At 69.0% G+C, this 25,455-nt stretch carries 19 protein-coding genes and 1 pseudogene; 7 read left to right on the top strand and 13 right to left on the bottom strand.

The features are described from left to right. The 6 genes and pseudogenes from prcA to arc all read right to left on the bottom strand — a co-directional run bounded on the left by prcA (position 1) and on the right by arc (position 6,132). The gene (prcA, locus tag CPH93_RS28205; protein ID WP_096214443.1) at positions 1 to 852 is read right to left on the bottom strand and encodes a proteasome subunit alpha; all 852 of its coding nucleotides are present in this window, start codon (positions 850 to 852) and stop codon (positions 1 to 3) included. 66 nt (positions 853 to 918) lie between these two features. Then, on the bottom strand, positions 919 to 1,764 hold the full coding sequence (gene prcB / locus CPH93_RS28200) for a proteasome subunit beta (RefSeq protein WP_093482344.1): 846 nt from the start codon (positions 1,762 to 1,764) through the stop codon (positions 919 to 921). Further along, a pseudogene (locus CPH93_RS37455) lies at positions 1,716 to 2,229 on the bottom strand (endonuclease VII domain-containing protein). The gene prcB and the pseudogene CPH93_RS37455 overlap by 49 nt, the downstream one beginning before the upstream one ends. Continuing rightward, positions 2,168 to 2,386, bottom strand: coding sequence for a ubiquitin-like protein Pup (locus CPH93_RS28190; RefSeq protein ID WP_006607619.1), 219 nt, complete (start codon positions 2,384 to 2,386; stop codon positions 2,168 to 2,170). The pseudogene CPH93_RS37455 and the gene CPH93_RS28190 overlap by 62 nt, the downstream one beginning before the upstream one ends. 189 nt (positions 2,387 to 2,575) lie before the next feature. Then, a complete protein-coding gene (gene dop, locus CPH93_RS28185) occupies positions 2,576 to 4,087 on the bottom strand; it encodes a depupylase/deamidase Dop (protein ID WP_093482345.1) in 1,512 nt (503 codons plus the stop codon). Between the two features lie 278 nt (positions 4,088 to 4,365). Continuing rightward, entirely contained in the window at positions 4,366 to 6,132 is a 1,767-nt protein-coding gene (gene arc / locus CPH93_RS28180) for a proteasome ATPase (RefSeq protein ID WP_006607621.1), read from the bottom strand. 249 nt (positions 6,133 to 6,381) lie between these two features. Between arc and CPH93_RS28175 the strand changes: the two genes are divergently transcribed. After that, on the top strand, positions 6,382 to 6,675 hold the full coding sequence (locus CPH93_RS28175) for a ferredoxin (RefSeq protein WP_006607622.1): 294 nt from the start codon (positions 6,382 to 6,384) through the stop codon (positions 6,673 to 6,675). A gap of 45 nt (positions 6,676 to 6,720) precedes the next feature. Here CPH93_RS28175 and CPH93_RS28170 read toward each other — a convergent pair whose 3' ends face one another. The 3 genes from CPH93_RS28170 to CPH93_RS28160 all read right to left on the bottom strand — a co-directional run bounded on the left by CPH93_RS28170 (position 6,721) and on the right by CPH93_RS28160 (position 9,894). Further along, positions 6,721 to 7,296 (bottom strand): hypothetical protein, encoded by a 576-nt coding sequence (locus CPH93_RS28170; RefSeq protein WP_096214442.1) that lies wholly within the window; start codon positions 7,294 to 7,296, stop codon positions 6,721 to 6,723. Positions 7,297 to 7,544: 248 nt separating this feature from the next. Next, positions 7,545 to 8,543, bottom strand: a complete 999-nt coding sequence (locus CPH93_RS28165; RefSeq protein ID WP_093482347.1) for a tRNA (adenine-N1)-methyltransferase — start codon at positions 8,541 to 8,543, stop codon at positions 7,545 to 7,547. A 91-nt stretch (positions 8,544 to 8,634) separates the two neighbouring features. Next, entirely contained in the window at positions 8,635 to 9,894 is a 1,260-nt protein-coding gene (locus CPH93_RS28160; protein WP_096214441.1) for a site-2 protease family protein, read from the bottom strand. A 176-nt stretch (positions 9,895 to 10,070) separates the two neighbouring features. Here CPH93_RS28160 and CPH93_RS28155 point away from each other — a divergent pair, with 176 nt between their 5' ends. Continuing rightward, positions 10,071 to 11,066, top strand: coding sequence for a RecB family exonuclease (locus CPH93_RS28155; protein WP_096214440.1), 996 nt, complete (start codon positions 10,071 to 10,073; stop codon positions 11,064 to 11,066). 68 nt (positions 11,067 to 11,134) lie between these two features. Next, complete coding sequence (locus CPH93_RS28150; RefSeq protein ID WP_006607627.1) at positions 11,135 to 11,806, top strand: response regulator; 672 nt, start codon at positions 11,135 to 11,137, stop codon at positions 11,804 to 11,806. 86 nt (positions 11,807 to 11,892) lie between these two features. Here the strand turns inward: CPH93_RS28150 and CPH93_RS28145 are convergent, their stop codons facing one another. The 4 genes from CPH93_RS28145 to metH form a co-directional block, all read right to left on the bottom strand. Next, positions 11,893 to 13,491: an ABC transporter substrate-binding protein gene (locus tag CPH93_RS28145; protein ID WP_093648826.1), complete on the bottom strand. Its 1,599-nt coding sequence runs from the start codon at positions 13,489 to 13,491 to the stop codon at positions 11,893 to 11,895. 90 nt (positions 13,492 to 13,581) lie between these two features. After that, positions 13,582 to 15,189, bottom strand: a complete 1,608-nt coding sequence (locus CPH93_RS28140) for an ABC transporter substrate-binding protein (protein ID WP_093648827.1) — start codon at positions 15,187 to 15,189, stop codon at positions 13,582 to 13,584. A 362-nt stretch (positions 15,190 to 15,551) separates the two neighbouring features. Beyond that, positions 15,552 to 16,265: an HAD family hydrolase gene (locus tag CPH93_RS28135; protein WP_006607630.1), complete on the bottom strand. Its 714-nt coding sequence runs from the start codon at positions 16,263 to 16,265 to the stop codon at positions 15,552 to 15,554. Between the two features lie 204 nt (positions 16,266 to 16,469). After that, positions 16,470 to 19,997: a methionine synthase gene (gene metH, locus CPH93_RS28130; protein ID WP_093482352.1), complete on the bottom strand. Its 3,528-nt coding sequence runs from the start codon at positions 19,995 to 19,997 to the stop codon at positions 16,470 to 16,472. A gap of 260 nt (positions 19,998 to 20,257) precedes the next feature. On the opposite strand from metH, the gene CPH93_RS28125 reads away from it, so the two are divergent. The 4 genes from CPH93_RS28125 to CPH93_RS28110 all read left to right on the top strand — a co-directional run bounded on the left by CPH93_RS28125 (position 20,258) and on the right by CPH93_RS28110 (position 25,237). Then, the gene (locus CPH93_RS28125) at positions 20,258 to 21,022 is read left to right on the top strand and encodes an IclR family transcriptional regulator (protein WP_006607632.1); all 765 of its coding nucleotides are present in this window, start codon (positions 20,258 to 20,260) and stop codon (positions 21,020 to 21,022) included. A gap of 231 nt (positions 21,023 to 21,253) precedes the next feature. Beyond that, complete coding sequence (locus CPH93_RS28120) at positions 21,254 to 22,042, top strand: MIP/aquaporin family protein (RefSeq protein ID WP_006607633.1); 789 nt, start codon at positions 21,254 to 21,256, stop codon at positions 22,040 to 22,042. 46 nt (positions 22,043 to 22,088) lie between these two features. After that, positions 22,089 to 23,630 carry a glycerol kinase GlpK gene (glpK, locus tag CPH93_RS28115; protein WP_093482353.1) on the top strand — a complete coding sequence of 514 codons (1,542 nt, stop codon included), beginning with the start codon at positions 22,089 to 22,091 and terminating at the stop codon, positions 23,628 to 23,630. Between the two features lie 2 nt (positions 23,631 to 23,632). After that, positions 23,633 to 25,237: a glycerol-3-phosphate dehydrogenase/oxidase gene (locus CPH93_RS28110; RefSeq protein ID WP_006607635.1), complete on the top strand. Its 1,605-nt coding sequence runs from the start codon at positions 23,633 to 23,635 to the stop codon at positions 25,235 to 25,237. The last annotated feature ends 218 nt before the right edge of the window (positions 25,238 to 25,455 follow it).

The raw sequence follows: 25,455 nt of genomic DNA, 5'->3' as shown, positions 1-25,455 counted from the left end.
TCAGAGCAGCGGGCCGGACTCCCCCTCGGAGTCGTCCTTGCCGGTCGCTCCCTTGCCCTTGGTGCTCTTGTCGGACGCCGCGGCCTCTCCGGCACCGGCGCCCTCCTCCGCATCCGCATCCGCGTCCGCCGCGTCCCCGGCGTCCGCAGTGGCGTGCTCGTCCAGGAGCCGCGAGAGCTGCCGCCCCAGGATCCGCTTGAACTTGCGCTGCTGCGGTCGCGTCCGGTCCAGCGTCGCGACCTCCAGCTGCTCGGCGGTCAGCGTGCGCTCACCGCCGTTGGTGTCCCGCGACAGCGACTCCACCGCCAGCTTGAGCGCCTCGGCCAGCGTCATACCGTCGCGGTGGCGCTGGTCGAGGTAGCTGCTGATCTGGTCGGCATTGCCGCCCACCGCCACCGAACCGTGCTCGTCCACGATCGAGCCGTCATGCGGCAGCCGGTAGATCTGATCCTCCTCGGGGGCACTGCCCACCTCGGCCACGATCAGCTCGACCTCGTACGGCTTCTCGGCGGCGCTGGAGAAAATCGTGCCGAGCGTCTGGGCGTAGACGTTCGCCAGGCCCCGCGCGGTCACGTCCTCACGGTCGTACGTGTAGCCCCGCAGATCGGCATAGCGCACGCCGCCGATCCGCAGATTCTCGAACTCGTTGTATTTGCCGACCGCCGCAAAGGCGATCCGGTCGTAGATCTCGCTGACCTTGTGCAGGGCGCGGGAGGGATTCTCGGCGACGAAGACCACGCCGTCGGTGTACTGCAGCACCACGACGCTGCGCCCGCGCGCGATGCCCTTGCGGGCGTACTCGGCGCGATCGGCCATGGCCTGCTGGGGTGAGACATAGAACGGCGTCGACACCGGCTATCCGTCCCTTCCTGTCAAAAGCTCTCTCACTGGCGAATGCATAGCGGACCATCCGTCCCGTCAGAGCAGCGCCGCGCGCGGGCCGTCGGGCTGTTCCTGGCGGCGCTCGAGCACGGCCCGGGCGATGTCCGAGACCTCCGTGTCGGACAGCCTCCGGAAACCGTCTTCGGTGATCACCGTGACGATGGGGTAGATCCGCCGCGCCATATCGGGCCCGCCCGTCGCCGAGTCGTCGTCCGCGGCGTCATAGAGCGCCTGGACGACAGCGGTGGCCGCCTGATCCTCCGTGAAGTCTTCCCGGAAAAGCTTCTTGAGGGCACTGCGCGCGAACACCGAGCCGGAACCCGTCGCCGCGAAACCGTGCTCCTCCGAGCGCCCGCCGGTCACGTCGTAGGAGAAGATACGGCCCTTCTCGCGGTCGAGGTCGTAGCCGGCGAACAGCGGCACCACGGCCAGGCCCTGCATGGCCATCCCGAGGTTGCTGCGAATCATCGTCGACAGACGGTTCGCCTTGCCCTCCAAGGAGAGTTGGGCACCCTCGACCTTCTCGAAGTGCTCCAGCTCCAGCTGGAAGAGCTTGACCATCTCCACCGCGAGGCCCGCCGTGCCCGCGATGCCGACCGCCGAATACTCGTCGGCCGGGAAAACCTTCTCGATATCACGCTGCGCAATGACATTGCCCATTGTCGCCCGCCGGTCACCGGCGAGCACCACGCCCCCGGGGAACGCCGCGCCCACGATCGTCGTGCCGTGCGGCGCCTCGATGGCACCCTGCACCGGCGGCAACGGGCGGTTGCCCGGCAGCAGATCGGGCGAGTGCGCGCCGAGAAAGTCCATGAACGACGAGGAGCCAGGCGTCAGGAAGGCAGCTGGTAGACGCCCGATGCTTCGAGTGTTGGCTTCCACACGTTTCCTTCCGGATACTCGGCCGCCCGCCTCAAGACGTCCGGCCGATCCTTGAATTGACCCAAGGCTGCGTTACAGCTGAAGCAGTACGCCTCGGACCTTACCCGTCTCGTGGTCGTGATCCACATGCCCAGGGTCGGCAGCCCGGCAGATCACGCACATCCCGCGCCGTTCCTTGATCGTCGCCTCGCGTTCGGCCCCGCCGAGGCCGTATCGGCGCTTGAGGTTGGGGGGAAGCCGGCCGCGCGTCCCCTCGGCGATGCCGCTGCACACCTCACGATTCGACCGCCCGGGGAGCGAAGGCCGCGCGCAGCGTCTCCTCACCACACCGCGCGCAGCGCTTCGCCTGCTCCCGCTCCGCCACTCACCCACCCCGAGCCTTCGATTCAAAGGCGCAGCGCGGCTATTGCCCGCCCTTTTGCACGAAGGAGCGCACGAAGTCCTCTGCGTTCTCCTCAAGGACATCGTCGATCTCGTCCAGCACCGAGTCCACGTCGTCCGACAACTTCTCCTGGCGTTCCTTGAGGTCTTCCGAGGCCTGCGCGTCCTGTGTCTGCTCCTCGACCTCTTCGGTGGAACGCGTGGCCTTTGCCTGTCCGCCGCCGCTGTCCTTGGTCGCCATGTCCCTCACCCCGCTCGGTTCGCCCCGCTCGATGTGACCTTCAAGATCTGACCCTACAAGCAGGGTCCGACATCGGCCCTGCACTTGCTGCAACGCCCGGGAGTCACCTCGATGATTCCCGCACCGCGGCAATTTCAGCCCCGGATCGGCTGCGGATCGCCGGGAATTTTGTCGTGACCCTGTCGTGGTTCAGCGGCCGGACAGCGTCCTCACCAGCTCTTCTGCGGTGCGGCAGCGGTCCAGGAGCTCCTTGACGTGTTTACGGGTCCCGCGCAGCGGCTCCAGTGTGGGAACCCGTTGCAGCGAGTCACGACCGGGCAGGTCGAAGATGACCGAATCCCACGAGGCGGCCGCGACGTCGTCGGCGTACTGCTCCAGGCAGCGACCGCGGAAGTAGGCCCTGGTGTCCTCTGGAGGCTTCTGCTCGGCCCGCTCGACCGCCGGCTCGTCCAGGAGCCGCTTCATCTTGCCGCGGGCCGCCAGACGGTTGTACAGGCCCTTGTCGGGCCGTACGTCGGCGTACTGCAGGTCGATGAGGTGCAGGCGGGCGGCGTCCCAGTCCAGACCGTCGCGGCGGCGGTAGCCCTCCATCAGCTCACGCTTGGCGACCCAGTCCAGCTCGCCGGACAGGCTCATCGGGTCGTTCTCCAGCCGGCCGAGCACGTCCTCCCACCTGGTCAGGACGTCCTTGGTCTGCTCGTCCGCATCCGCTCCGTAACGGTCCTCGACATATTTGCGGGCCAGCTCGAAGTACTCCATCTGGAGCTGGACGGCCGTGAGGGTGCGGCCGCTGCGGAGCGTGATCAGGTGTTGCAGCGTGGGGTCGTGCGAGACCTGGTGCAGGGTGCGGACGGGCTGGTCGATGGCCAGATCGACGGCGATGAAACCGTCCTCGATCATGGAGAGCACCAGCGAGGTGGTGCCCAGCTTCAGATACGTCGAGATCTCGGAGAGGTTCGCGTCCCCGATGATCACGTGCAGCCGGCGGTACTTCTCCGCGTCCGCGTGCGGCTCGTCGCGGGTGTTGATGATGGGCCGCTTGAGGGTCGTCTCCAGGCCGACCTCCACCTCGAAGTAGTCGGCGCGCTGGCTGAGCTGGAAGCCGTGCTCGTGGCCGTCCTGGCCGATGCCGACCCGGCCGGCGCCGGTGATCACCTGACGGGAGACGAAGAACGGCGTCAGGTGCCGCACGATGTCCGAGAACGGGGTCTCCCGCTTCATCAGGTAGTTCTCATGGGTGCCGTAGGAGGCGCCCTTGTTGTCGGTGTTGTTCTTGTAGAGGTGGATGGGCTGGGCGCCGGGGACCTGGGCGGCCCGTTCGGCGGCCTCGGCCATGATCCGCTCGCCGGCCTTGTCCCACAGCACGGCGTCCCGCGGATTGGTGACCTCGGGGGCGCTGTACTCGGGGTGGGCGTGGTCGACGTAGAGCCGCGCGCCGTTGGTGAGGATCACATTGGCCAGGCCGATGTCCTCGTCGGTGAGCTGGCTGGCGTCCGCGTTCTCCCGTGCGAGGTCGAAGCCGCGGGCGTCCCGCAGCGGGTTCTCCTCCTCGAAGTCCCAGCGGGCACGGCGTGCCCGGTGCATCGCGGCCGCATAGGCGTTGACGACCTGGGATGAGGTGAGCATGGCATTGGCGTTCGGGTGGCCGGGGACGGAGATCCCGTACTCCGTCTCGATTCCCATTACTCGCCGTACGGTCATGCGGCCCTCCTAGCCCGGCGGCGCCCCTGGATAAGGGCGGCGCTCAAGTACCGCTGTGCCTCCGGTCCCTGTGCGTGCCCCACGCCCGCACAGCGTGATGTAGCGGTACCGAAGAGCCTAGAACGCCTTTGCGGCGCTGGGGAGATCATTACAGTCATTGCTCCAGTCCGGTTTTACCTGGTTCATCGCGCTCTTATGGGGAGCGGTTCCGGTGTGCTCCCGGAAAAGCGTCCGGCTGCGGACGCCCCGTGCAGGACATCCGCAGCCGGAGAGCGGTGTTACAGGTATTGGCCGGTATTCGCCACCGTGTCGATGGAGCGACCGGTGTCCGCGCCCTGCTTTCCGGTGACCAGCGTGCGGATGTATACGATCCGCTCGCCCTTCTTTCCGGAGATCCGGGCCCAGTCGTCCGGGTTGGTGGTGTTGGGCAGGTCCTCGTTCTCCTTGAACTCGTCCACGCAAGCCTGGAGGAGATGGGAGACCCGCAGACCCTTCTGATTGTGTTCCAGGAAGGCCTTGATGGCCATCTTCTTTGCGCGTCCTACGATGTTTTCGATCATCGCACCGGAGTTGAAGTCCTTGAAATAGAGGACTTCCTTGTCACCATTGGCGTAGGTGACCTCCAGGAAGCGATTCTCCTCGGATTCCGCGTACATCTGCTCGACCACCGACTGGATCATTCCGCTCACTGCGGCCTTCCGCGATTCGCCGTGTTCGGCGAGGTCGTCGGAGTGCAGCGGGAGGTTTTCCGTGAGGTACTTCGAGAAGATGTCCTTGGCGGCCTCCGCGTCCGGGCGCTCGATCTTGATTTTCACGTCGAGCCGGCCGGGGCGCAGGATGGCCGGGTCGATCATGTCCTCGCGGTTCGAGGCGCCGATCACGATCACGTTTTCCAGGCCCTCGACGCCGTCGATCTCGGAGAGCAGCTGGGGAACGATGGTGTTCTCCACGTCCGAGCTGACGCCGGAGCCACGGGTGCGGAAGAGGGAGTCCATCTCGTCGAAGAAGACGATGACGGGGGTGCCCTCGCTCGCCTTTTCCCTGGCGCGCTGGAAGACCAGCCGGATGTGCCGCTCCGTCTCGCCGACGTACTTGTTGAGCAGCTCGGGGCCCTTGATGTTGAGGAAGAAGCTCTTCCCCGCGGGCTGCCCGGTCACCTCGGCGACCTTCTTGGCAAGGGAGTTGGCGACCGCCTTGGCGATGAGGGTCTTGCCACAGCCGGGCGGGCCGTAGAGCAAGACGCCCTTGGGCGGGCGGAGTTCGTGCTCCTTGAAGAGGTCGGGGTAGAGGTAGGGGAGCTCGACCGCGTCCCGGATCAGCTCGATCTGGCCGCCCAGACCGCCGATCTTGGTGTAGTCGATGTCCGGAACCTCTTCGAGGACGAGTTCCTCGACCTCGCTCTTCGGAATGACTTCGTAGACGTAGCCGGAGCGGGGTTCCAGGAGCAGGGCGTCGCCGGGGCGGATGGTGATGTCCAGCAGCGGCTCGGCGAGCCTGACCACCCGTTCCTCGTCGGTGTGCCCGATCACCAGGGCGCGCTCGCCGTCCTCCAGGATCTCCTTGAGGGTGACGATGTCGCCGGCGCTCTCGAACCTCATGGCCTCGACCACGTTGAGCGCCTCATTGAGCATGACCTCCTGGCCACGCCTGAGCTCTTCGGTGTCCACACTCGGGCTGACATTGACCCGGAGCTTTCGGCCTCCGGTGAAAATGTCGACGGTGTCGTCCTCGTTCGCCTGCAGGAAGACACCGAAGCCGGCCGGCGGCTGTGCGAGCCGGTCGACCTCTTCCTTGAGCGCGACGATCTGGTCGCGGGCCTCGCGGAGAGTATTGGCGAGACGCTCGTTCTGCGCCGAGACGCCGGCCAGGTTGGTCTGCAGCTCGACGATCCGCTCTTCGAGAATCCTCGTGTGACGCGGAGAGTCGGCGAGCTTGCGTCGCAGGACGGCGATCTCCTGCTCGAGATAGGCAACCTGGCCGGCGGGATCTTCAGACCCTCGCCCCGGCCGGATGCCGCGGTTGATGTCGTCGTCGTGGGCTGCCACGGTCCTCACCTCCTCCAAGGAGCTGGACGCTTCCTGACCCTACCTGGGCCGGTGCAGGTTGAAACCCCTAGATCGAAAAGACTGTCGGGGCGTGTCCGATCTTCACCCTTGCGCACGTCCTCACGCCAAGGGAATACCCACCCAACAACATCGGAAAGCGAGCGGTTGTATCGTCGAGTCGGTCAACACCCGTCAGGGCTGGCGCCACTTAGACAAAAACGGTTCACGTACGCAGGAACGGCAGGCGAGATGACCGCACAGGACGAAGCCCCAGAGCTGGAAGTATGGATCGACCAGGATCTGTGCACCGGGGATGGCATCTGTGCGCAGTACGCGCCTGAGGTCTTCGAGCTCGACATCGACGGGCTGGCCTATGTGAAAAGCCCCGCTGACGAGCTGCTGCAGGACCAGGGCGCCACAACGCCCGTCCCGCTGAAGCTGCTCGCCGACGTGCGGGACTCGGCGAAGGAGTGCCCCGGGGACTGCATCCACGTCCGCCGGGTCAATGACGGCGTCGAGGTCTACGGCCCGGACGCGGAGTAGCCGGCGGGGTGCGGAACGCGCCCGCCGACCACATCATGTGACAGATCACGCACGCCCGGTGCTCATGGCGGCGGGGAGTTCGCTCTGAACGAACTTCCCGCCCTGCCATTGCCACTTGAGGCTCTTGTGCGCGTCCGGGCAGCAGCGCGGCACATCGCGGGTGGAGTAGCCCAGGAACGCCGCTGCGATCGCGCCATGCCTGACGGTGAGGGTTTGGACGGTGAGCTGCTGGGCGGGCGCGACGAGGGTCGCCACGACCCGTGGTGCGGTGCCCGCCTTGGCCGGCTGGGCCAGGACGTAGACGCCGGTGGGCGGGGTGCCGGTCCCGCTGTGACAGCGGACCGCCGCGACCGTCTCGGTCGTCCCGTCGCCGTCGAGGTCGGCGGAGGCCTTCTTCACCACGTCGAGGCGGTAGGGGCCGCAGTCGACCGGAAAGGTCACCTTGGCCGGGTCGGGGGCGGCCGCGGGGGGCCGGCCGGTGCCGGCGTCGCGGGAGGTGGTGGCCGTGGCGTCGGCGGGCTGGAGGAAGGACGCGGCCGCGACGACCGCCGAGAGGGCGGTGGCGGTGGCGAGCCAGTGCATGGGGCGCGGCTGGGTGTGCAAGAGGTCCTGGCCTGCCATGGGCTGCACGCGGGGTAACTCCTGTGAGGTGCTGTGGAGGTGGGAGTGCCCAGCATCGTTCCACAGCAGGGGGCACCAAGGAACCGGCCGGACGGGAGTTTTCCGTGCCGATCCGGCGGAGTTTTCCGTGGGGATCCCGTGAGGAAACGCAACGGCGCCGCCGGCGGTTCCCCGTACGGGAACTCGTCGGCGACGCCTGAGGATTCGGTGGCCGGTTCTGTGCGGTCGGCCGGGCCCGGTGAGGTCGGTCAGCCGCGCTCGGCGGAGCCGTCTCCGGACGCCGCGGAGCGGTCCTCGTCCGGGGCGGCCTTGTCCTGCCCGTCCGGCGTTACCTGTGCCCGTCCACCCGGTGCTGCCTTCTCCCGCCCACCCGGCCCGGTGTAGTCGTCGCCGTAAGCACCCTTGGCGGGACGGCGGCGGCGCAGTGGGGGCTCGACGCCGTCGGCGAGGCGGCGGGCGGTCAGCAGGAAGCCGGTGTGGCCGATCATGCGGTGGTCGGGGCGGACGGCGAGGCCCTCGACGTGCCAGGTGCGGACCATGGTCTCCCAGGCCGACGGCTCGTTGAAGGTGCCGTGCTCGCGGATCGCCTCGACGGTGCGGGCCAGCTGCGTCGTCGTCGCGACGTAGGCGCAGAGGATGCCGCCGGGCACCAGGGCCTTGGAGACGGCCTCCAGGCACTCCCAGGGGGCGAGCATGTCGAGGATGACGCGGTCGACGTCCACGTCGGAGAGGTTGTCCTGGAGGTCACCGACGGTGAGCGTCCATGCGGGGTGCGGACCGCCGAAGTAGCGCTCGACGTTCTGGGTGGCGATCTCGGCGAAGTCGGCGCGGCGCTCGTAGGAGTGCAGCATGCCGTCGTCGCCGATGGCGCGCAGCAGGAAGCTGCTGAGCGAGCCGGAGCCCACACCGGCCTCGACGACGCGGGCGCCGGGGAAGATGTCGGCCATCGCCAGGATCTGCCCCGCGTCCTTGGGGTAGACCACGGCGGCGCCGCGGGGCATGGACAGGACGTAGTCGGGGAGCAGCGGGCGCAGCGCGAGGTAGGCGACGTTCCCGGTGGTACGGACAACGCTGCCCTCGGGAGCACCGATCAGCTCGTCGTGGGGGAAGGCTCCCTTGTGGGTGTGGAAGCTTTTTCCCTCTTCGAGCGTGAAGGTGTAGTGGCGTCCCTTGGGATCGGTGAGCTGGACCTGGTCCCCGACCTTGAAGGGCCCGCGACGGCGGGCGGCACCGGTCGGTTCGGACATGTGACCAGCCTACCGGCCCGTTGGGGCGCCGCGGACCAGTGGGCGGCCGCCGGGCGGACCGGAAAGCGACGGGCGGGCCGTGCGGGCGGGGTCAGGGACGGCGGGCCATGGCGGAGACGAAGGCCCGCTCGACGTCGGCGGTGGACAGCACGCCGTAGATCTCGCCGGTCTCCTCGACGACGAGGTATTCGGTGGCGGGGGTGGCGCGCAGATACTCCAGGAGGTCCTCGCCGGCGAGCTCGGCGGAGACCCGCATCCCGTCCTTGAGGTCCTGGGCGAGGGTGCCCACCGCGACCCAGGGGCGGCGGTGGTCGGGGACGCCGACGATGGCGGCCTCGCGGACGAGGGCGGTGGGGTTGCCCTGGCGGTCGACGACGACCAGGGCGCGGGCGCCGGCGTCGTTGGCGCGGCGGAGCCCTTCGGAGAGCGGGGTGTCGGTCTCTACGGGGACGGCACGCCGGGTCAGGATGCGGGCGGTGAGGTCGGGGAGGCGTTCGCGCAGCCGGGCCATGCGCAGGCTGTTGCCGGCGCCGGTCCAGATGATGGCGGCGAGGATCGCGGCGAGCAGGGCGTCGGTGAGCGAGTCGGCGCCGCCGATCTCGGGCCGGGCGTTGCCCAGGGCGCCGGTGTGGGTGAGCAGCGGCAGGCCGAAGAGGACCGTGACGGCGAGCGCGCGGCCGACCCAGGCGGCGGCGATGGTGCCGCTCATGGGCCGGCCGGTGAGCTTCCAGACGACGGCGCGCAGCATCCGGCCGCCGTCCAGGGGCAGGCCGGGCAGCAGGTTGAAGATCGCGACGATGAGGTTGGAGACCATCAGGCCGGTGAGCAGCACCCCGGGGACCGTGTCGGCTTCGACGAACTCCATCCCGGCGTAGAAGACGCCGGCGAGGACGAGGGAGAGCAGCGGGCCGACGAAGGCCAGGACGAACTCCCGGCCGGGGGTCTCGGTCTCCTTCTCGATCTCCGAGACGCCGCCGAAGAACTGCAGCTGGATGCGGCGTACGGGGAGCTTGAAGCGGAGCGCGGCGACGGTGTGCGCCAGCTCGTGGACGAGCACCGAGGCGTAGAAGGCGACGGCGAAGAAGAGCGAGACGAGATAGCGGGCGGCGCCGAGCTCGGGCAGGACCCGCTCCAGCTGGCCGCCGAAGACCCAGGTGATCAGGGCGGCGACGAGGAACCAGCTGGGGGCCACGTACACGGGCACGCCGAAGGGACGGCCCATCAGGATGCCGCCGCCGCTGCCCTTTCTGCCCGGCGTGGGCGCCTTGGGCGGGTCGTGCTGCTCGGGCGGTTCGGGCGGCTGAGGCCGCACGGACTCCTGGGGGTCCTGCGACTTCCCGCTCTGGTCCACGGCGTCCCCTCATCGAATACGGCATTCGCCCCTGTTCGGCCTGGTATCTCGATCATGCAGGGCGAAGGGGTCCGGCGTCGATGGTATGCGGAATGCCCCGGCCCGACCTGCCGCGGGGCCCTTGCGGCTACCGCGGCGTAGGCGCGTGTCAGTGGCGGGCCGTAGGGTTTTGCGGCATGGGATGGAGCGCGGAGCAGACCGAGGCGGTCACGCAGGGCGGGCCCGGCGGGCCGGGGACGGAGACCGCCGGGGCGCAGACGGAGGCCGCCGGGGCGGGGACGGAGGACCGGGAGGGGCCGCGGCCGCCGGTGGCGCTGTCGCCGTCGCGGGCCGGCGATTTCATGCAGTGCCCGCTGCTGTACCGCTTCCGGGTGATCGACCGGCTGCCGGAGAAGCCGAGCGCGGCGGCGACGCGGGGCACGGTCGTCCATGCGGTGCTGGAGCGGCTCTTCGACGCTCCGGCGGCGGAGCGTACGGCGGCCGGGGCGCGCGCGATGGTGCCGGACGAGTGGGAGAAGCTGCTGGCCAAGCGGCCGGAGCTGGCCGGGCTGTTCGCGGACGACAGCGCGGACGACCCGGCGCACGACACCGCGGGCGAGCGGCTGGCGACCTGGCTGGCGGAGGCCGAGGCGCTGGTGGAGCGGTGGTTCGCGCTGGAGGATCCGACGCGGCTGGAGCCGGCGGACCGTGAGCTGTACGTGGAGACGGTGCTGGAGTCGGGGCTGCGGCTGCGGGGGTTCATCGACCGGGTGGATGTCGCGCCGACGGGCGAGGTGCGGATCGTCGACTACAAGACCGGCAAGGCGCCGCGGCCGCAGTTCGCCGAGGGCGCGCTGTTCCAGATGAAGTTCTATGCGCTGGTGATGTGGCGGCTGCGCGGTGTGGTGCCGCGGCGGCTGCAGCTGGTCTATCTGGGCAGCGGCGATGTCGTGACGTACGACCCGGGGGAGGCCGACCTGCGGGGCGTGGAGCGGAAGTTGCAGGCGCTGTGGGAGGCCATCCAGCGGGCGACGGCGACCGGCGACTGGCGGCCGCGGCCGACCAAGCTGTGCGGCTGGTGCGACCACCAGGCACACTGCCCGGAATTCGGCGGCACTCCCCCGGTGTATCCGCTGGAGGTGCGCCCGGCGGACGGCGCGGTGGTGCCGCAGGGCAGAATGGGAGAGATCTAGTAGGCCCGGTCCGGGCGATCAGGGCCGGGCCCGCGATCGCCCGGAGAGGGCCTATCGAAGGAGAGCTCGTGGCCATCCGCGTCCTGCTGGTCGACGACCAGCCCCTGCTGCGTACGGGATTCCGGATGATTCTGGAGGCGGAGCAGGATCTGGCGGTGGTCGGGGAGGCCGGTGACGGTCTGCAGGCACTGGAACAGGTGCGGGCGCTGCAGCCGGACGTGGTGCTGATGGACATCCGGATGCCCCGGATGGACGGCGTGGAGGCCACCCGCCAGATCACCGGCCCGGCGAAGGACGGCCCGGCGAAGGTGCTGGTGCTGACCACATTCGATCTGGACGAGTACGTCGTCGAGGCGCTGCGGGCGGGGGCCAGCGGCTTTCTGCTCAAGGACGCGCCGGCCGATGAGCTGGTGCAGGCGATCCGGGTGGTGGCGGCGGGCGAGGCGATGCTGGCGCCGAGCATCACGCGCCGGCTGCTGGACAAGTACGCGGGCCATCTGCCGTCGGGCGAGGAGCCGGTGCCGGACACCCTGCACACCCTCACCGAGCGTGAGGTGGAGGTGCTCAAGCTGGTGGCACGCGGGCTGTCCAACGCGGAGATCGCCGCGGATCTGTTCGTGAGCGAGACCACCGTCAAGACGCATGTGGGGCACGTGCTGACGAAGCTGGGGCTGCGGGACCGGGTGCAGGCGGCGGTGTACGCGTACGAGAGCGGGCTGGTGCGGCCCGGCGCGCAGTAGCGGCAGCCGGCACGGCAGACGAACGGCGGCGGGGCCGGTCCGGGAGTGTTCCCGGACCGGCCCCGCCGGCGTAGTACAGGGCCCGGTCAGGCCTCGGAGGGCTTGCTGATCTCCCAGAACCGGAAGACGGTCGAGGAGTCCAGGGTCCATTCCAGGCCGGAGACGCCGTCACGGGCGACCGCGTACTGCTTGCCCTGCCAGATCGGTATGACCGGCACGTCCTGGGCGATGATGTTCTGCAGCTCCCGGAAGTCGGACTTGGTGGCGCCGCGGTCCGGCTGATCGGCCGTCTTGGGCAGCAGCCGGCCGGTGATGGTGGGCGAGCTGTAGTGGTTGGACAGCACGCTGTCCTTGCCGAAGAACGGCTGGGTGAAGTTGTCGGGGTCCGGATAGTCGGGGACCCAGCCCTTGACGTAGACGCCGAACCGGCCGGCGGCCACGCCCTGCTCGTACTCCTTGGTGGGCACGCTGCGCACCTTGGCGTCGAACAGGCCGCTGCGGTTGAGCTGTTGGGCGATCTCCTGGAAGGCGGGGACGGTGCCGGGGCCGAACCGGTCGGGGGTGGCCCACAGGGTGAGCGGCACCTTGCCGTGCATGCCGGCCGAGCGCAGCGCTTCCTTCGCCTTGTCGGGCTTCGGCTGGTCGCCGTAGGTGTCGAAGAAGGCGGTGTTGTGGCCGCTGATGCCGGCCGGGACGACCGAGTAGAGCGGTTCCGCGGTGTGCTGGTAGACGTCCCGGACGAGGGTCGAGCGGTCCAGGAGGTAGGCGATGGCCTTGCGGACGCCGAGCTTGCCGGCGACCGGGTCCTTGAGGTTGAAGACCAGGTGCATCACCTCGGCGCTGCTGCCTTCGACGACCTGGGTGCCGTGCTGCTGGTGCAGGGAGGCGCCGTCCAGTGCGGCGATGTCCTTCATGGACAGGCCGCGGTAGGCCAGGTCGACGTCGCCCTTCTCGACGGCCGTCTTGAGCTTCTCCGCGCCGTTGAAGAACTTCACGGTCATCCCGGAGTTCTTGGCCTTCGCGGGGCCCTTGTAGGAGCCGTTGACCGCGAAGACAGCCTTGCGGGAGTTGTACTCCTTGAGCGTGTACATGCCGGACCCGGTGGCCTTGCCGTCGGTACGCAGCCGGTCGGCCGGGTAGTCGGCGTGGTCGACGATGGAGCCGGCGCCCGAGGCGATCTTCATCGGGAAGGTGGCGTCGGGCGTCTTCATGTGGAAGACCACGGTCTTGGCGTCCGGTGTGTCGACCTTGTCGAGCGCGGCGAACATCACGGCGGGGCCGTTCTTGTCCTTGATGCGCCGGGTGCGGTCGAAGGAGAACTTGACGTCCTTGGACGTCAGCGGGTCACCGTTGCTGAACTTGAGGCCGTCCTTGAGGGTGCAGCGGTAGACCTTGCTGTCACCGTCGGTGAAGGCACAGCGCTGGGCGGCCTCCGGCTCGGGGGTGGTACCGCCCTTGGGGAAGCTCAGCAGCGACTGGAAGACGTTGTTGAACAACAGCCAGGAATCGGGGTCGTAACCGGCCGCCGGGTCGGTGGCCATGGTCGTGTTCGTCATTCCCATGACCACGGGTGCACCAGTGCCGGCTGCTTCCGGGTCGTCCGTGCCGCACCCGGCGAGCGCGAGCAGAGCTGTCGCCAGCCCCGCTCCGATCGGGGCAGCCAGCCGCGGGTCACGCTTCCTCACTAATGGTTCCTCACGTTCTGGGTCATGCCTGTCGGGCCGCGGTGTGATGGCCGCGGCGGATCTGTGCCGCATCGGTCGGATGCGCACGGGTCAGTCGGCCACACCGCGGCCGAGCTCCCACATCTGCAGCGACGAGGAGGAGTTGAGGGCCCATTCCACGCCGGTGACGTCGTCGCGGGCGGCGACGTACTGCTTGCCCTGCCACAGCGGGAGCAGCGGGACATCGTCGGCGAACGTGTCCTGCGCCTGCTTGAAGCCGGCCGCGGCGGCGTTGCGGTCGGTCTGCTGCCGGGTCTCCGGGATCACCTGAGACTCGATCTTGGTACTGCGGTAGGGAGAGTTGAGGAAGTTCCCCTTGCCGACGAACGGCGCGATGTAGTTGTCCGCGTCGGGGAAGTCGGGGAACCAGCCCATGCCGTAGGCGGTGTACTTGCCGGCCGTGGAGTCGGTGCGGAACTGCTGCCAGCCGTCGATGCCCTTGATGTCGACATCGAACAGCTTGCTCTGGTTGAGCTGGCGCTGCAGCGTACGGAACTCCTTGACGGTGCTGGAGCCGTAGTGGCCGGTGGTGTAGGTGAGCGTGAACTTCACCGGGGTGTTGATGTGCGCCTGCTGAAGGGTCTTGCGGGCGGCGGAGACGCTGGGGTTCCCGTACTTGGTGAAGAAGGAGTTGATGTGGCCGGTGAGGCCGGTGGGAACGATCGAGTAGAGCGGGTCACCGGTGTAGGAGTAGACGTCCCGGACCAGCTGGGAGCGGTTGATCAGCTGCGCCATCGCCTGCCGTACGGCCTTGTCGGAGACCGCCGGGTCCTTCGTGTTGAAGGCGAGGTAGCGGATCTCCTGGCCGGGCATCTCCTGGAGCACGATGTGGCTGTCGCGGGAGTTCTCCAGGCCCTTGACCTGGGTGGGCGACAGACCGCGGTTCATCAGGTCGATGCCGCCCGTGCGCAGCGCCTTCTCCATGTCGGTGGAGTCGTCGAAGAAGCGCATCTCGACCTTGTCGCTCTTCGGCTTCTCCCCGCCCTTGTAGCTGGGGTTCCTGGTGAAGAGCGCCTTGGTGATACGGCCGTTGCTGCGCTCGGTCTTGAGCGTGTAGGGGCCGGAGCCGACCACGTCGAAGCCGTTGTACAGCCGGGTCTTCGGGTAGACCTCGCTGTCGACGATGGCGGCGGCCGGCGTCGCGAGCTTCTGCGGGAAGGTGGCGTCCGGCTTCTTGAGGTGGAAGACCACCTCGGAGTCGCTGGGCGCCTCGACCTTGTCGATGCCGCTGAGCAGCGACACCGGACCGTTGGCGTTGTTGATGCCCCGCATCCGGTCGAGGGAGAACTTCACGTCCTGCGCGGTCAGGGCATGGCCGTTGGAGAACTTCAGTCCGCTGCGCAGGGTGCAGCGGTACTGCTCGTTCTGGGTGTCGCGGAACCCGCAGGACTCGGCGGCCTCGGGCACCGGCGCGGTGCCGGACCTGGGCAGGCGCATCAGCGTCTGGAGGGTGCTGCGCAGCACGTTCCAGGCGTCGACGTCATAGGCCTGTGCCGGGTCGAGAGGGGCCGGCGCTGCCTTGGTTGCCTCGATCTGGGAAGCGACTCCCACGACGATGGGCTTGCCGCCCTCGCCCTCGCCGTCCGTGCCGCCGCAGGCAGCAAGGACAGGGGCCAGGAGTCCGGCCAGCGCCGGCAGCACCAAGGTCTTGCGATTCATCGTCGGCAGGTTCCTTATCAGCGCAGAGGTGTTGCTCGCGTCGAGATTAGTAGGCACGGCCAGCCGCGCTGAGACACAAAGGAGTTGAATCGATATGGCGTATGGATAACGGAGGCGGCCGGATCGATATCCGGACGGGGGAACGATACGCGCGTTGCTCCATCAATGTGGACACTTACCCCCGTAGAAACCCCCCATGAGAGCCCCTGGAGCACCTGTTGGGCCCGCTGTCGATGCCCTGGCGCGTGAGAAACGTCACGCATTCGAGGATCCGTGGCGCTGCAGCAATTCGGTCAGTGCATTCGTCACGGAAAATAAGCGGGCCGCTCCCCTCGGTTCCCGCGGCTTTCTCCGGGACACGCTCAGTGCACGGTCCGGCGGCTTTCCGTGATGAGCGTTCGGAGAAATGGGAGATCGACTTCTTCCAGCGACGGGACGATCGTGCGGCCCGCGGCCGGCGGGACCGGCGCCACCGACGGCACCGCGACGACCGGGCAGCCCGCCGCCTCACCTGCGGCCACGCCGGTCAGGGTGTCCTCGATGACCGCACAGCGCGCCGGGTCCACGCCCAGCCGCGCGGCGGCCGTCAGATACGGATCCGGGTGCGGCTTGGTGCGTTCCAGGTCGTCGCCTGCGAGGGTCAGCCGGAAGTTCTCGGGGCCGAGGGAGTAGAGCATCTGGTCGACGATGGCGCGGTGCGAGGCGGAGACCAGTGCGGTCGGCACGTCATGGGCGGCCAGTTCGGCCAGCAGCCTGCGGGCGCCGGGCATCAGCGGGACGCCGCGGCCGATCCGGGCCAGGAAGGCGGCGTTGAGCAGCACGCTGAGCTCGGTCAGGCTGATGTCGACGCCGGTGACCTGGATGAGATAGCCGGCGCTGCGGGTCATCGGGCCGCCGACCACGACCTCGCGGTGCGCGTCGTCGAGGATGTGCCCGAGCTCGGCGAAGACTTCCGCCTCCGCCTCCCACCAGAACCCCTCGGTGTCGACGAGGGTCCCGTCCAGATCGAGGAATACGGCCTGGAGGGTCGCGGCTTCGGCCGTTCGGGTGCCGACTGCGGGGATGCTGCTGGTCATCCATCCACCTCCGTTGCCACGTCCCCAAGGGACGCAAGGGCCGGTCGCCCTCCCCGGCGGGGGAACGACCGGCCACTACCGGACCGACAAGTGTACGACGGTGCGCGCCGGAATGCGCGGTGCTCCAGGTCAGGGACGTCCGGGGACGGCCCTGACCTGCACGCACGGCGCCACCGGGTGGCCCCTTCGCCCGGTACCGGTTGGCTACCGTGCGTTGAAGTACTTGGCCTCGGGGTGATGGATCACGATGGCGTCGGTGGACTGCTCGGGGTGGAGCTGGAACTCCTCGGAGAGCTCGACGCCGATCCGCTCCGGCTGCAGCAGGTCCGCGATCTTGGCGCGGTCCTCCAGGTCGGGGCAGGCCCCGTAGCCCAGCGAGAAGCGCGCGCCGCGGTACTTGAGCGCGAACATGTCCTCGACGTCGGCGGGGTCCTCGCCGGCGAAGCCCAGCTCGGCGCGGACGCGCGCGTGCCAGTACTCGGCGAGCGCCTCGGCCAACTGGACGGACAGGCCGTGGAGTTCGAGGTAGTCGCGGTAGGAGTTGGCCTCGAAGAGTTCGGCGGTGGCGGCGCCGATCTTCGAGCCGACGGTGACGACCTGCAGCCCCACGACGTCGGTCTCGCCGGACTCCTCCGGGCGGAAGTAGTCGGCCAGGCAGAGGCGGCGGCCGCGGCGCTGACGGGGGAAGGTGAAGCGGGTGCGCTCGGTGCCGTCCTCGTTCAGCAGGATCAGGTCGTCGCCCTTGGAGTGGCAGGGGAAGTAGCCGTGAACGACGGCGGCTTCGAGGAGGTTCTCGGTCTGCAGCTTGTCCAGCCAGCCCCGCAGCCGCGGCCGGCCCTCGGTCTCCACCAGCTCCTCGTACGTCGGGCCGTCGCCGGTGCGGGCCTGCTTGAGCCCCCACTGGCCCTTGAACAGCGCGCCCTCGTCCAGCCAGGACGCATAGTCGGCGAGCTGGATGCCCTTGACCACCCGGGTCCCCCAGAACGGCGGCTCCGGGACCGGGTTGTCGACGGCGACGTCCGAACGCACCGCGCCCTCGGGCTCCTCGATCTCCGCCACCGCGGTGTCCCGCTTGGGCACGCGGCGCTGCTTGAGCTCGGGGAGGGTGGCGCCGGGCACTCCGCGCTTGACGGCGATCAGGGCGTCCATCAGCCGCAGGCCCTCGAACGCGTCGCGGGCGTAGCGGACCTCGCCTTCGTAGATCTCGTGGAGGTCCTGCTCGACGTAGGCGCGGGTGAGGGCGGCGCCGCCGAGGATGACGGGGAAGTCGGCGGCCATCTTGCGCTGGTTGAGCTCCTCCAAGTTCTCCTTCATGATCACCGTGGACTTCACCAGCAGCCCCGACATGCCGATCACATCGGCGCGGTGCTCCTCGGCCGCCTCCAGGATCGCCGCGACCGGCTGCTTGATCCCGAGGTTGACGACGTTGTAACCGTTGTTGGACAGGATGATGTCCACGAGGTTCTTGCCGATGTCGTGGACGTCGCCGCGGACGGTGGCCAGGACGATGGTGCCCTTGCCCTCGTCGTCGGACTTCTCCATGTGCGGCTCCAGATACGCCACCGCGGTCTTCATCACCTCGGCCGACTGCAGCACGAACGGCAGCTGCATCTGGCCGGAGCCGAAGAGCTCGCCGACGACCTTCATCCCCTCCAGCAGGGTGTCGTTGACGATGTCCAGCGCGGGGCGGTCCTGCAACGCGGTGTCGAGGTCGGCCTCCAGGCCGTTCTTCTCGCCGTCGATGATCCGCCGCTGCAGCCGCTCGTCCAGCGGCAGCGCGGCCAGCTCCTCCGCCTTGCCCGCCTTCAGCGACTTCGCCGTCGCGCCCTCGAACAGCTCCATCAGCTTCTGCAGCGGGTCGTAGGCCGGCTCGTCGCCCTGCTGGGGGCGTCGCCGGTCGTAGATCAGGTCCAGGGCGGTCGTGACCTGCTCCTCGTCCAGCCGCGCGATCGGCAGGATCTTCGAGGCGTGCACGATCGCCGAGTCCAGGCCGGCCTTGACGCACTCGTCGAGGAAGACGGAGTTCAGCACGATCCGAGCGGCCGGGTTCAGGCCGAAGGAGATGTTCGAGAGCCCGAGCGTGGTCTGCACCTCGGGGTGGCGCTTCTTCAGCTCCCGGATCGCCTCGATGGTGGCGATGCCGTCGCCCCGGGACTCCTCCTGGCCGGTGCAGATCGTGAACGTCAGGCAGTCGATGAGGATGTCCGACTCGTGGATGCCCCAGTTGCCGGTCAGGTCCTCGATCAGCCGCTCGGCGATGGCGACCTTGTGCTCGGCGGTGCGGGCCTGGCCCTCCTCGTCGATGGTCAGCGCGATCAGCGCCGCACCGTGCTCGGCCGCCAGCGCGGTGACCTTCGCGAAGCGCGACTCCGGCCCGTCACCGTCCTCATAGTTGACCGAGTTGATGACCGCGCGGCCGCCGAGCTTCTCCAACCCGGCCTGGAGGACGTTCAGTTCCGTGGAGTCCAGCACGATCGGGAGGGTGGAGGCGGTGGCGAACCGCCCGGCCAGCTCCTCCATGTCCGCCACGCCGTCCCGGCCCACGTAGTCGACGCACAGGTCGAGCATGTGCGCGCCCTCGCGGATCTGGTCGCGGGCCATCTCGACGCAGTCGTCCCAGCGCCCGTCCAGCATCGCCTCACGGAACTTCTTCGACCCGTTGGCGTTGGTCCGCTCCCCGATCGCCAGATACGAGGTGTCCTGCCGGAACGGCACCGTCTGGTAGAGGGAGGCGGCGCCCGGCTCGGGGCGCGGTTCGCGGGCGGGCGGGGCGATGCCGCGCACCCGCTCGACGACCTGCCGCAGATGCTCCGGCGTCGTACCGCAGCAGCCGCCCACCAGCGAGAGGCCGTACTCGGCGACGAAGGTCTCCTGGGCGTCGGCCAGCTCGCCGGCGGTCAGCGGATAGTGCGCACCGTTCTTGCCCAGCACGGGCAGGCCCGCATTGGGCATACAGGCCAGCGGGACGCGGGAGTGCCGGGCCAGGTAGCGCAGGTGCTCGCTCATCTCGGCCGGGCCGGTGGCGCAGTTCAGGCCGATCATGTCGATGCCCAGCGGCTCCAGCGCCGTCAGCGCCGCCCCGATCTCCGAGCCCAGCAGCATGGTGCCGGTCGTCTCGACGGTCACCGAGCAGATCACCGGGAGATTGCTGCCGGTGGCCTCCAGGGCACGGCGGGCACCGAGCACGGCGGCCTTGGTCTGCAGCAGATCCTGCGTGGTCTCCACCAGCAGTGCGTCCGCACCACCGGCGATCATGCCCTCCGCGTTCTGCTGATAGGCGTCGCGCAGCGTCACATACGGGGCGTGCCCCAGCGTCGGCAGCTTCGTTCCCGGACCCATCGAGCCCAGGACGTAGCGCTGCTGTCCGGTCGAGGCGGTGAACTCGTCCGCCACCTCGCGCGCCAGCCGGGCGCCGGCCTCGGACAGCTCGAAGACCCGCTCGGGAATGTCGTACTCTGCCAGCGCGGCGAAATTCGCGCCGAACGTATTGGTCTCGACGCAGTCGACACCGACCGCGAAGTACTCCTCGTGCACCGACCGCACGATGTCCGGCCGGGTGATGTTGAGGATCTCGTTGCAGCCCTCCAGCTGCTGGAAGTCCTCCATGGACGGATCCTGCGCCTGCAGCATGGTGCCCATCGCGCCGTCCGCGACCACCACCCGCGAGGCCAGGGCCTCACGGAGCGAGTCGACGCGGGATGTGCTGATGGGCGATGGCGTGTTCGAGGCCATGGAGATGCTCCCGTGGTTGCGACGGCTGTCGGCTTTGCACCCTCCTTCAGAGGGCGCACCCGGCCAGCGTAGCTGCCGGTCCGGTACACATGTTCCCCGTTCCACGCCCTGGACAGCACTGCTCCACCCCACTGCGGGCACCCTCCGCGCTCTTGGCAGACTCCTGCTTCTCTCACCAAGTCGCGTCAGTTCGCTGACTCGAGTCGGCATGGGCCGATATCGTTCAGCATTGTCGAACCGCTCACTTCGGAGGTTGCCCGATGGCACGCACCATCCAGTCGCTGGAGCGCGCCGCAGCGATGCTGCGGCTGCTCGCAGGAGGGGAACGGCGGCTGGGACTCTCCGACATCTCCTCCTCACTGGGACTGGCGAAGGGCACGGCCCACGGGATCCTGCGGACGCTGCAGCAGGAGGGCTTCGTCGAGCAGGACGCCGCCTCCGGCCGCTACCAGCTGGGTGCGGAGCTGCTGCGGCTGGGCAACAGCTACCTGGACGTGCACGAGCTGCGGGCCCGCGCCCTGGTGTGGACCGACGACCTTGCCCGCTCCAGCGGCGAGGCCGTCTACCTGGGCGTCCTGCACCAGCAGGGCGTACTGGTCGTCCACCACGTCTTCCGGCCGGACGACAGCCGGCAGGTGCTGGAGGTGGGCGCGATGCACCCGCTGCACAGCACCGCACTGGGCAAGGTGCTGTGCGCGTACGACCCGGTCGCGCACAGCGAGGTCGTCGAGGCGGAGCGGGAGGCGATCACCCCGCGCACGGTGACCGGACTGGGGGACGTCGAGGGGCTGCTGGATCTGACCCGGGCGCGCGGCTGGGCCGCGGACGTGGAGGAGACCTGGGACGGGGTGGCCTCGGTGGCCGCGCCGATCCACGACCGGCGGCGGATGCCGGTGGGTGCGGTGGGCATCACGGGGGCGGTGGAGCGGGTCTGCAACGACGGCGAATTGCGGCCGGAAATCATCGCCGCTGTGAGGGATTGCGCACGCGCGGTGTCCCGGGATCTTGGCGCCGGGCGATTCTGACCGGATTCACCCATTAAGTTCACCTAAGTTTTTGGCCACGGAACCCTTGACGGGGTGCTACGGGTGAACAAAACTGCCGTGCATCGGTCGGCATTGTCGAACACCTAACGGCAATATTCGCTATGGTGGGGCATCGCCGCGGACCGATCACCGCCCTCTCGGAGGGCGGCGGACCACCGGACGGGACCCGGGGTTCGTCTTTCCCCTGGACGAAGGACAAAGGAGTCGCGGGTGTCCAGCTCCGACATCTTCATCAGCGAAACCATCGGTACCGCTGTTCTGATCTTGCTCGGCGGTGGCGTCTGCGCCGCCGTCACATTCAAGCGCTCCAAGGCGTTCAACGCCGGATGGGTCGCCATCGCCTTCGGGTGGGGCTTCGCCGTCCTCACGGGTGCCTACATCGCCGCGAAGTCCGGCGCCAACCTCAACCCCGCGGTCACCATCGGCCTCGCCATCAAGGGCGGGATCGAATGGAGCCAGGTGCCGGTCTACTTCGCCGGCGAGATGTTCGGTGCCATGATCGGCGCCGTCCTGGTGTGGATCGTGTACTACGGGCAGTTCCATGCGCATCTGACCGACCCCGAGGTGCTGGCGGATCACACCAGCCACGAAGGACTGGTCGACCAGGCCACCGCGCCGAAGGCCGGCCCGGTGCTGGGCATCTTCTCCACCGGCCCGGAGATCCGTCATGCCGTACAGAACCTGGCCACCGAGATCATCGCCACCGTCGTGCTGGTGCTGTCGATCCTGACGCTGGGTCTGAGCGACAACGGAAAGGGCGTCGGCGTCATCGGCACCCTGCTGGTCGCGCTGGTCGTCGTCGGCATCGGTCTGTCGCTGGGCGGCCCGACCGGGTACGCCATCAACCCGGTCCGCGACCTCGGCCCGCGCATCGTGCACGCGCTGCTGCCGCTGCCGAACAAGGGCGGTTCAGACTGGGGCTACGCGTGGATCCCGGTCGTCGGTCCGCTGATCGGCGGAGCCCTCGCCGGGGGCATCTACCAGGTGGCGTTCGCCTGAGCCGCCTGACCCCCCGCCCGCCCGCACAGACTTCTTGGAGCACACCATGAGCGACACCCCCACCACCTCCTCCCACGGGCACGGGCCGTTCATCGCGGCCATCGACCAGGGGACCACGTCCAGCCGCTGCATCGTCTTCGACAAGGACGGCCGGATCGTCTCGGTCGACCAGAAGGAGCACGAGCAGATCTTCCCGAAGCCGGGCTGGGTCGAGCACGACGCCACCGAGATCTGGACCAACGTCCAGCAGGTCGTCGACAGCGCGGTCCACAAGGCCGGGCTGAGCGCGGCCGACGTCAAGGCCATCGGCATCACCAACCAGCGCGAGACCACCGTGCTGTGGGACCGGACCACCGGTGAGCCGGTCCACAACGCCATCGTCTGGCAGGACACCCGCACCGACGCGCTCTGCAAGGAGCTCGGCCGCAACGTCGGCCAGGACCGCTTCCGCCGCGAGACCGGTCTGCCGCTGGCCTCGTACTTCGCCGGTCCGAAGATCCGCTGGCTGCTCGACAACGTCGAGGGCCTGCGCGAGCGCGCCGAGCGCGGCGACATCCTCTTCGGCACCATGGATTCCTGGGTCATCTGGAACCTGACCGGCGGTGTGGACGGCGGCGTGCACGTCACCGACGTCACCAACGCCTCGCGCACCATGCTGATGAACCTGCACGGCCTCCAGTGGGACGAGAAGATCCTCGCCTCGATGGACATCCCGGCGGCGGTGCTGCCGGAGATCAAGTCCTCCTCCGAGGTCTACGGCCGCGCCACCAGCGGTGTGCTGGCCGGCGTCCCGGTCGCCTCGGCGCTCGGTGACCAGCAGGCCGCGCTGTTCGGCCAGACCTGTTTCGAGCAGGGCGAGGCCAAGTCCACGTACGGCACCGGCACCTTCATGCTGATGAACACCGGCCACGAGCCGGTCAATTCGTACAACGGGCTGCTGACCACCGTCGGCTACCGCATCGGCGACCAGGAGCCGGTCTACGCCCTGGAAGGCTCCATCGCCGTCACCGGCTCGCTCGTCCAGTGGATGCGCGACCAGATGGGCCTGATCAACAGCGCGGCCGAGATCGAGACCCTGGCCAGCACGGTCGAGGACAACGGCGGCGCGTACTTCGTGCCGGCCTTCTCCGGCCTGTTCGCCCCCTACTGGCGTTCGGACGCGCGCGGTGTCATCGCGGGCCTGACCCGCTATGTCACCAAGGCGCACATCGCGCGTGCCGTGCTCGAGGCCACCGCCTGGCAGACCCGCGAGATCACCGACGCCATGACCAAGGACTCCGGCGTCGAGCTGACCGCGCTCAAGGTCGACGGCGGTATGACCTCCAACAACCTGCTGATGCAGACCATCTCGGACTTCCTGGACGCTCCCGTAGTGCGCCCGATGGTCGCCGAGACGACCTGCCTCGGCGCTGCCTACGCGGCCGGTCTGGCCGTCGGCTTCTGGTCCAGCACCGACGAACTGCGCGCCAACTGGCGCCGGGCCGCCGAGTGGACCCCCCGGATGGATGCGGCCACCCGTGACCGCGAGTACAAGAGCTGGCTCAAGGCCGTCGAGCGGACCATGGGCTGGATCGAGGACGAGGAGTAAACATGAGCACCCTGCAGAGCGTCCCGGCACTCGGGACGCACCCGGCCAGTGGTTCGCACGCGAGCCGCGCCGAGACTCGGGAGCAGCTTTCCAAGGCGACGTACGACCTCCTGGTGATCGGCGGCGGCATCCTGGGCATCTCCACCGCCTGGCACGCCGCACAGGCCGGACTGCGGGTGGCCCTGGTGGACGCCGGTGACTTCGCCGGCGCCACCTCCTCCGCCTCCTCCAAGCTGCTGCACGGCGGCCTGCGTTACCTGCAGACCGGCGCGGTCAAGCTGGTGGCGGAGAACCACTTCGAGCGACGTGCGGTGTCCCGCCAGGTCGCACCGCACCTCGCCAACCCCCTGACCTTCTACCTGCCCGTCTACAAGGGCGGCCCGCACGGCGCCGCCAAGCTGGGCGCGGGCGTCTTCGCCTACTCGGCGCTGTCCGCGTTCGGCGACGGCGTCGGCCATGTCATATCCCCGGCCAAGGCGGCGCGCGACGTCCCGGAGCTGCGGACGGACAACCTCAAGGCCGTGGCCGTGTACGGCGACGACCAGATGAACGACTCCCGGATGGCCCTGATGACCGTCCGTGCGGCGGCCGCGGCCGGCGCCACGGTCCTCAACCACGCCGAGGTCACCGGCCTGCGCTTCACCCAGGGCCGGGTCACCGGCGCCGAGCTCAAGGACCGGGTGGAGGGCGCGGAGTTCGGCGTCAACGCCCGCCTGGTGCTCAACGCCACCGGCCCGTGGGTGGACCACCTGCGCAAGATGGAGGACCCGAACGCGGCCCCCTCCATCCGGCTGTCGAAGGGCGCGCACCTGGTCCTCAAGCGCACCGCCCCCTGGAAGGCCGCGCTGGCCACCCCGATCGACAAGTACCGCATCACCTTCGCCCTCCCCTGGGAGGACATGCTGCTGCTGGGCACCACGGACGAGGAGTTCGAGGGCGACCCGGCGGATGTCGCGGTCACCGAGAAGGACACCGCCCAGATCCTGGACGAGGCCGCCTTCTCCGTCCGCGACCAGCAGCTGTCGCGCGATCTGATCACGTACTCCTTCGCGGGTCTGCGGGTGCTGCCCGGCGGCCCCGGCGACACCTCCAAGGCCAAGCGCGAGACGGTCGTCACCGAGGGCAGCGGCGGCATGCTGTCGGTGGCCGGCGGCAAGTGGACGACCTTCCGGCACATCGGCCGTACGGTCATGAACAAGCTCGCCGCGCTGCCCGGCCACCCGCTGGCCGAGGACATGGAGCCGATCGCGCATCTGCCGAAGAAGCTTCCGCTGCCCGGTATCGCCAACCCGAACGCGGTGGCGCACCGGCTGCTCGTCGACGGCGGCACGCCCGGCCCGCGGATGGCCCCGGAGACCGCGCGGCACCTCGCCACCCACTACGGCTCGCTGTCCTTCGACATCGCCCGGCTGGCGAACGAGAACCCGGCGCTGGCCGAGCGCATCCACCCCGAGGCGCCGGAGATCTGGGCGCAGGTCGCCTACGCCCGCGACCACGAGTGGGCCGAGACGGTCGACGATGTGCTGCGCCGCCGCACCACTCTGATGATCCGCGGACTGGACACGGAGGACGTCCGGGCGAAGGTCAAGGACATGCTGGCGGGTTGAGCAGGGGTCGCCGGGCGCGGCCGAGGACGGCTGAGGGCCGGGAGCTGGTAGCTGGTAGCTGGTAGCTGGTAGCTGGTAGCTGGTAGCTGGTAGCTGGTAGCTGACGGTACGTCATGGTGGCGTACGGCGCGTGACGATGGGGCGGTCCACGGGGGCCGCCCCATCGTCGTCTCCGCGTGCCGGGCCGTCGCCATCTCCACGTGCCGGGCCGGGCGGTG

The organism is Streptomyces sp. 2323.1, assembly GCF_900221035.1.
GTDB lineage: Bacteria > Actinomycetota > Actinomycetes > Streptomycetales > Streptomycetaceae > Streptomyces > Streptomyces sioyaensis.
Note: the sequence above shows the minus strand (reverse complement) of the source record. Positions and strands in the feature narration are given on the sequence as shown.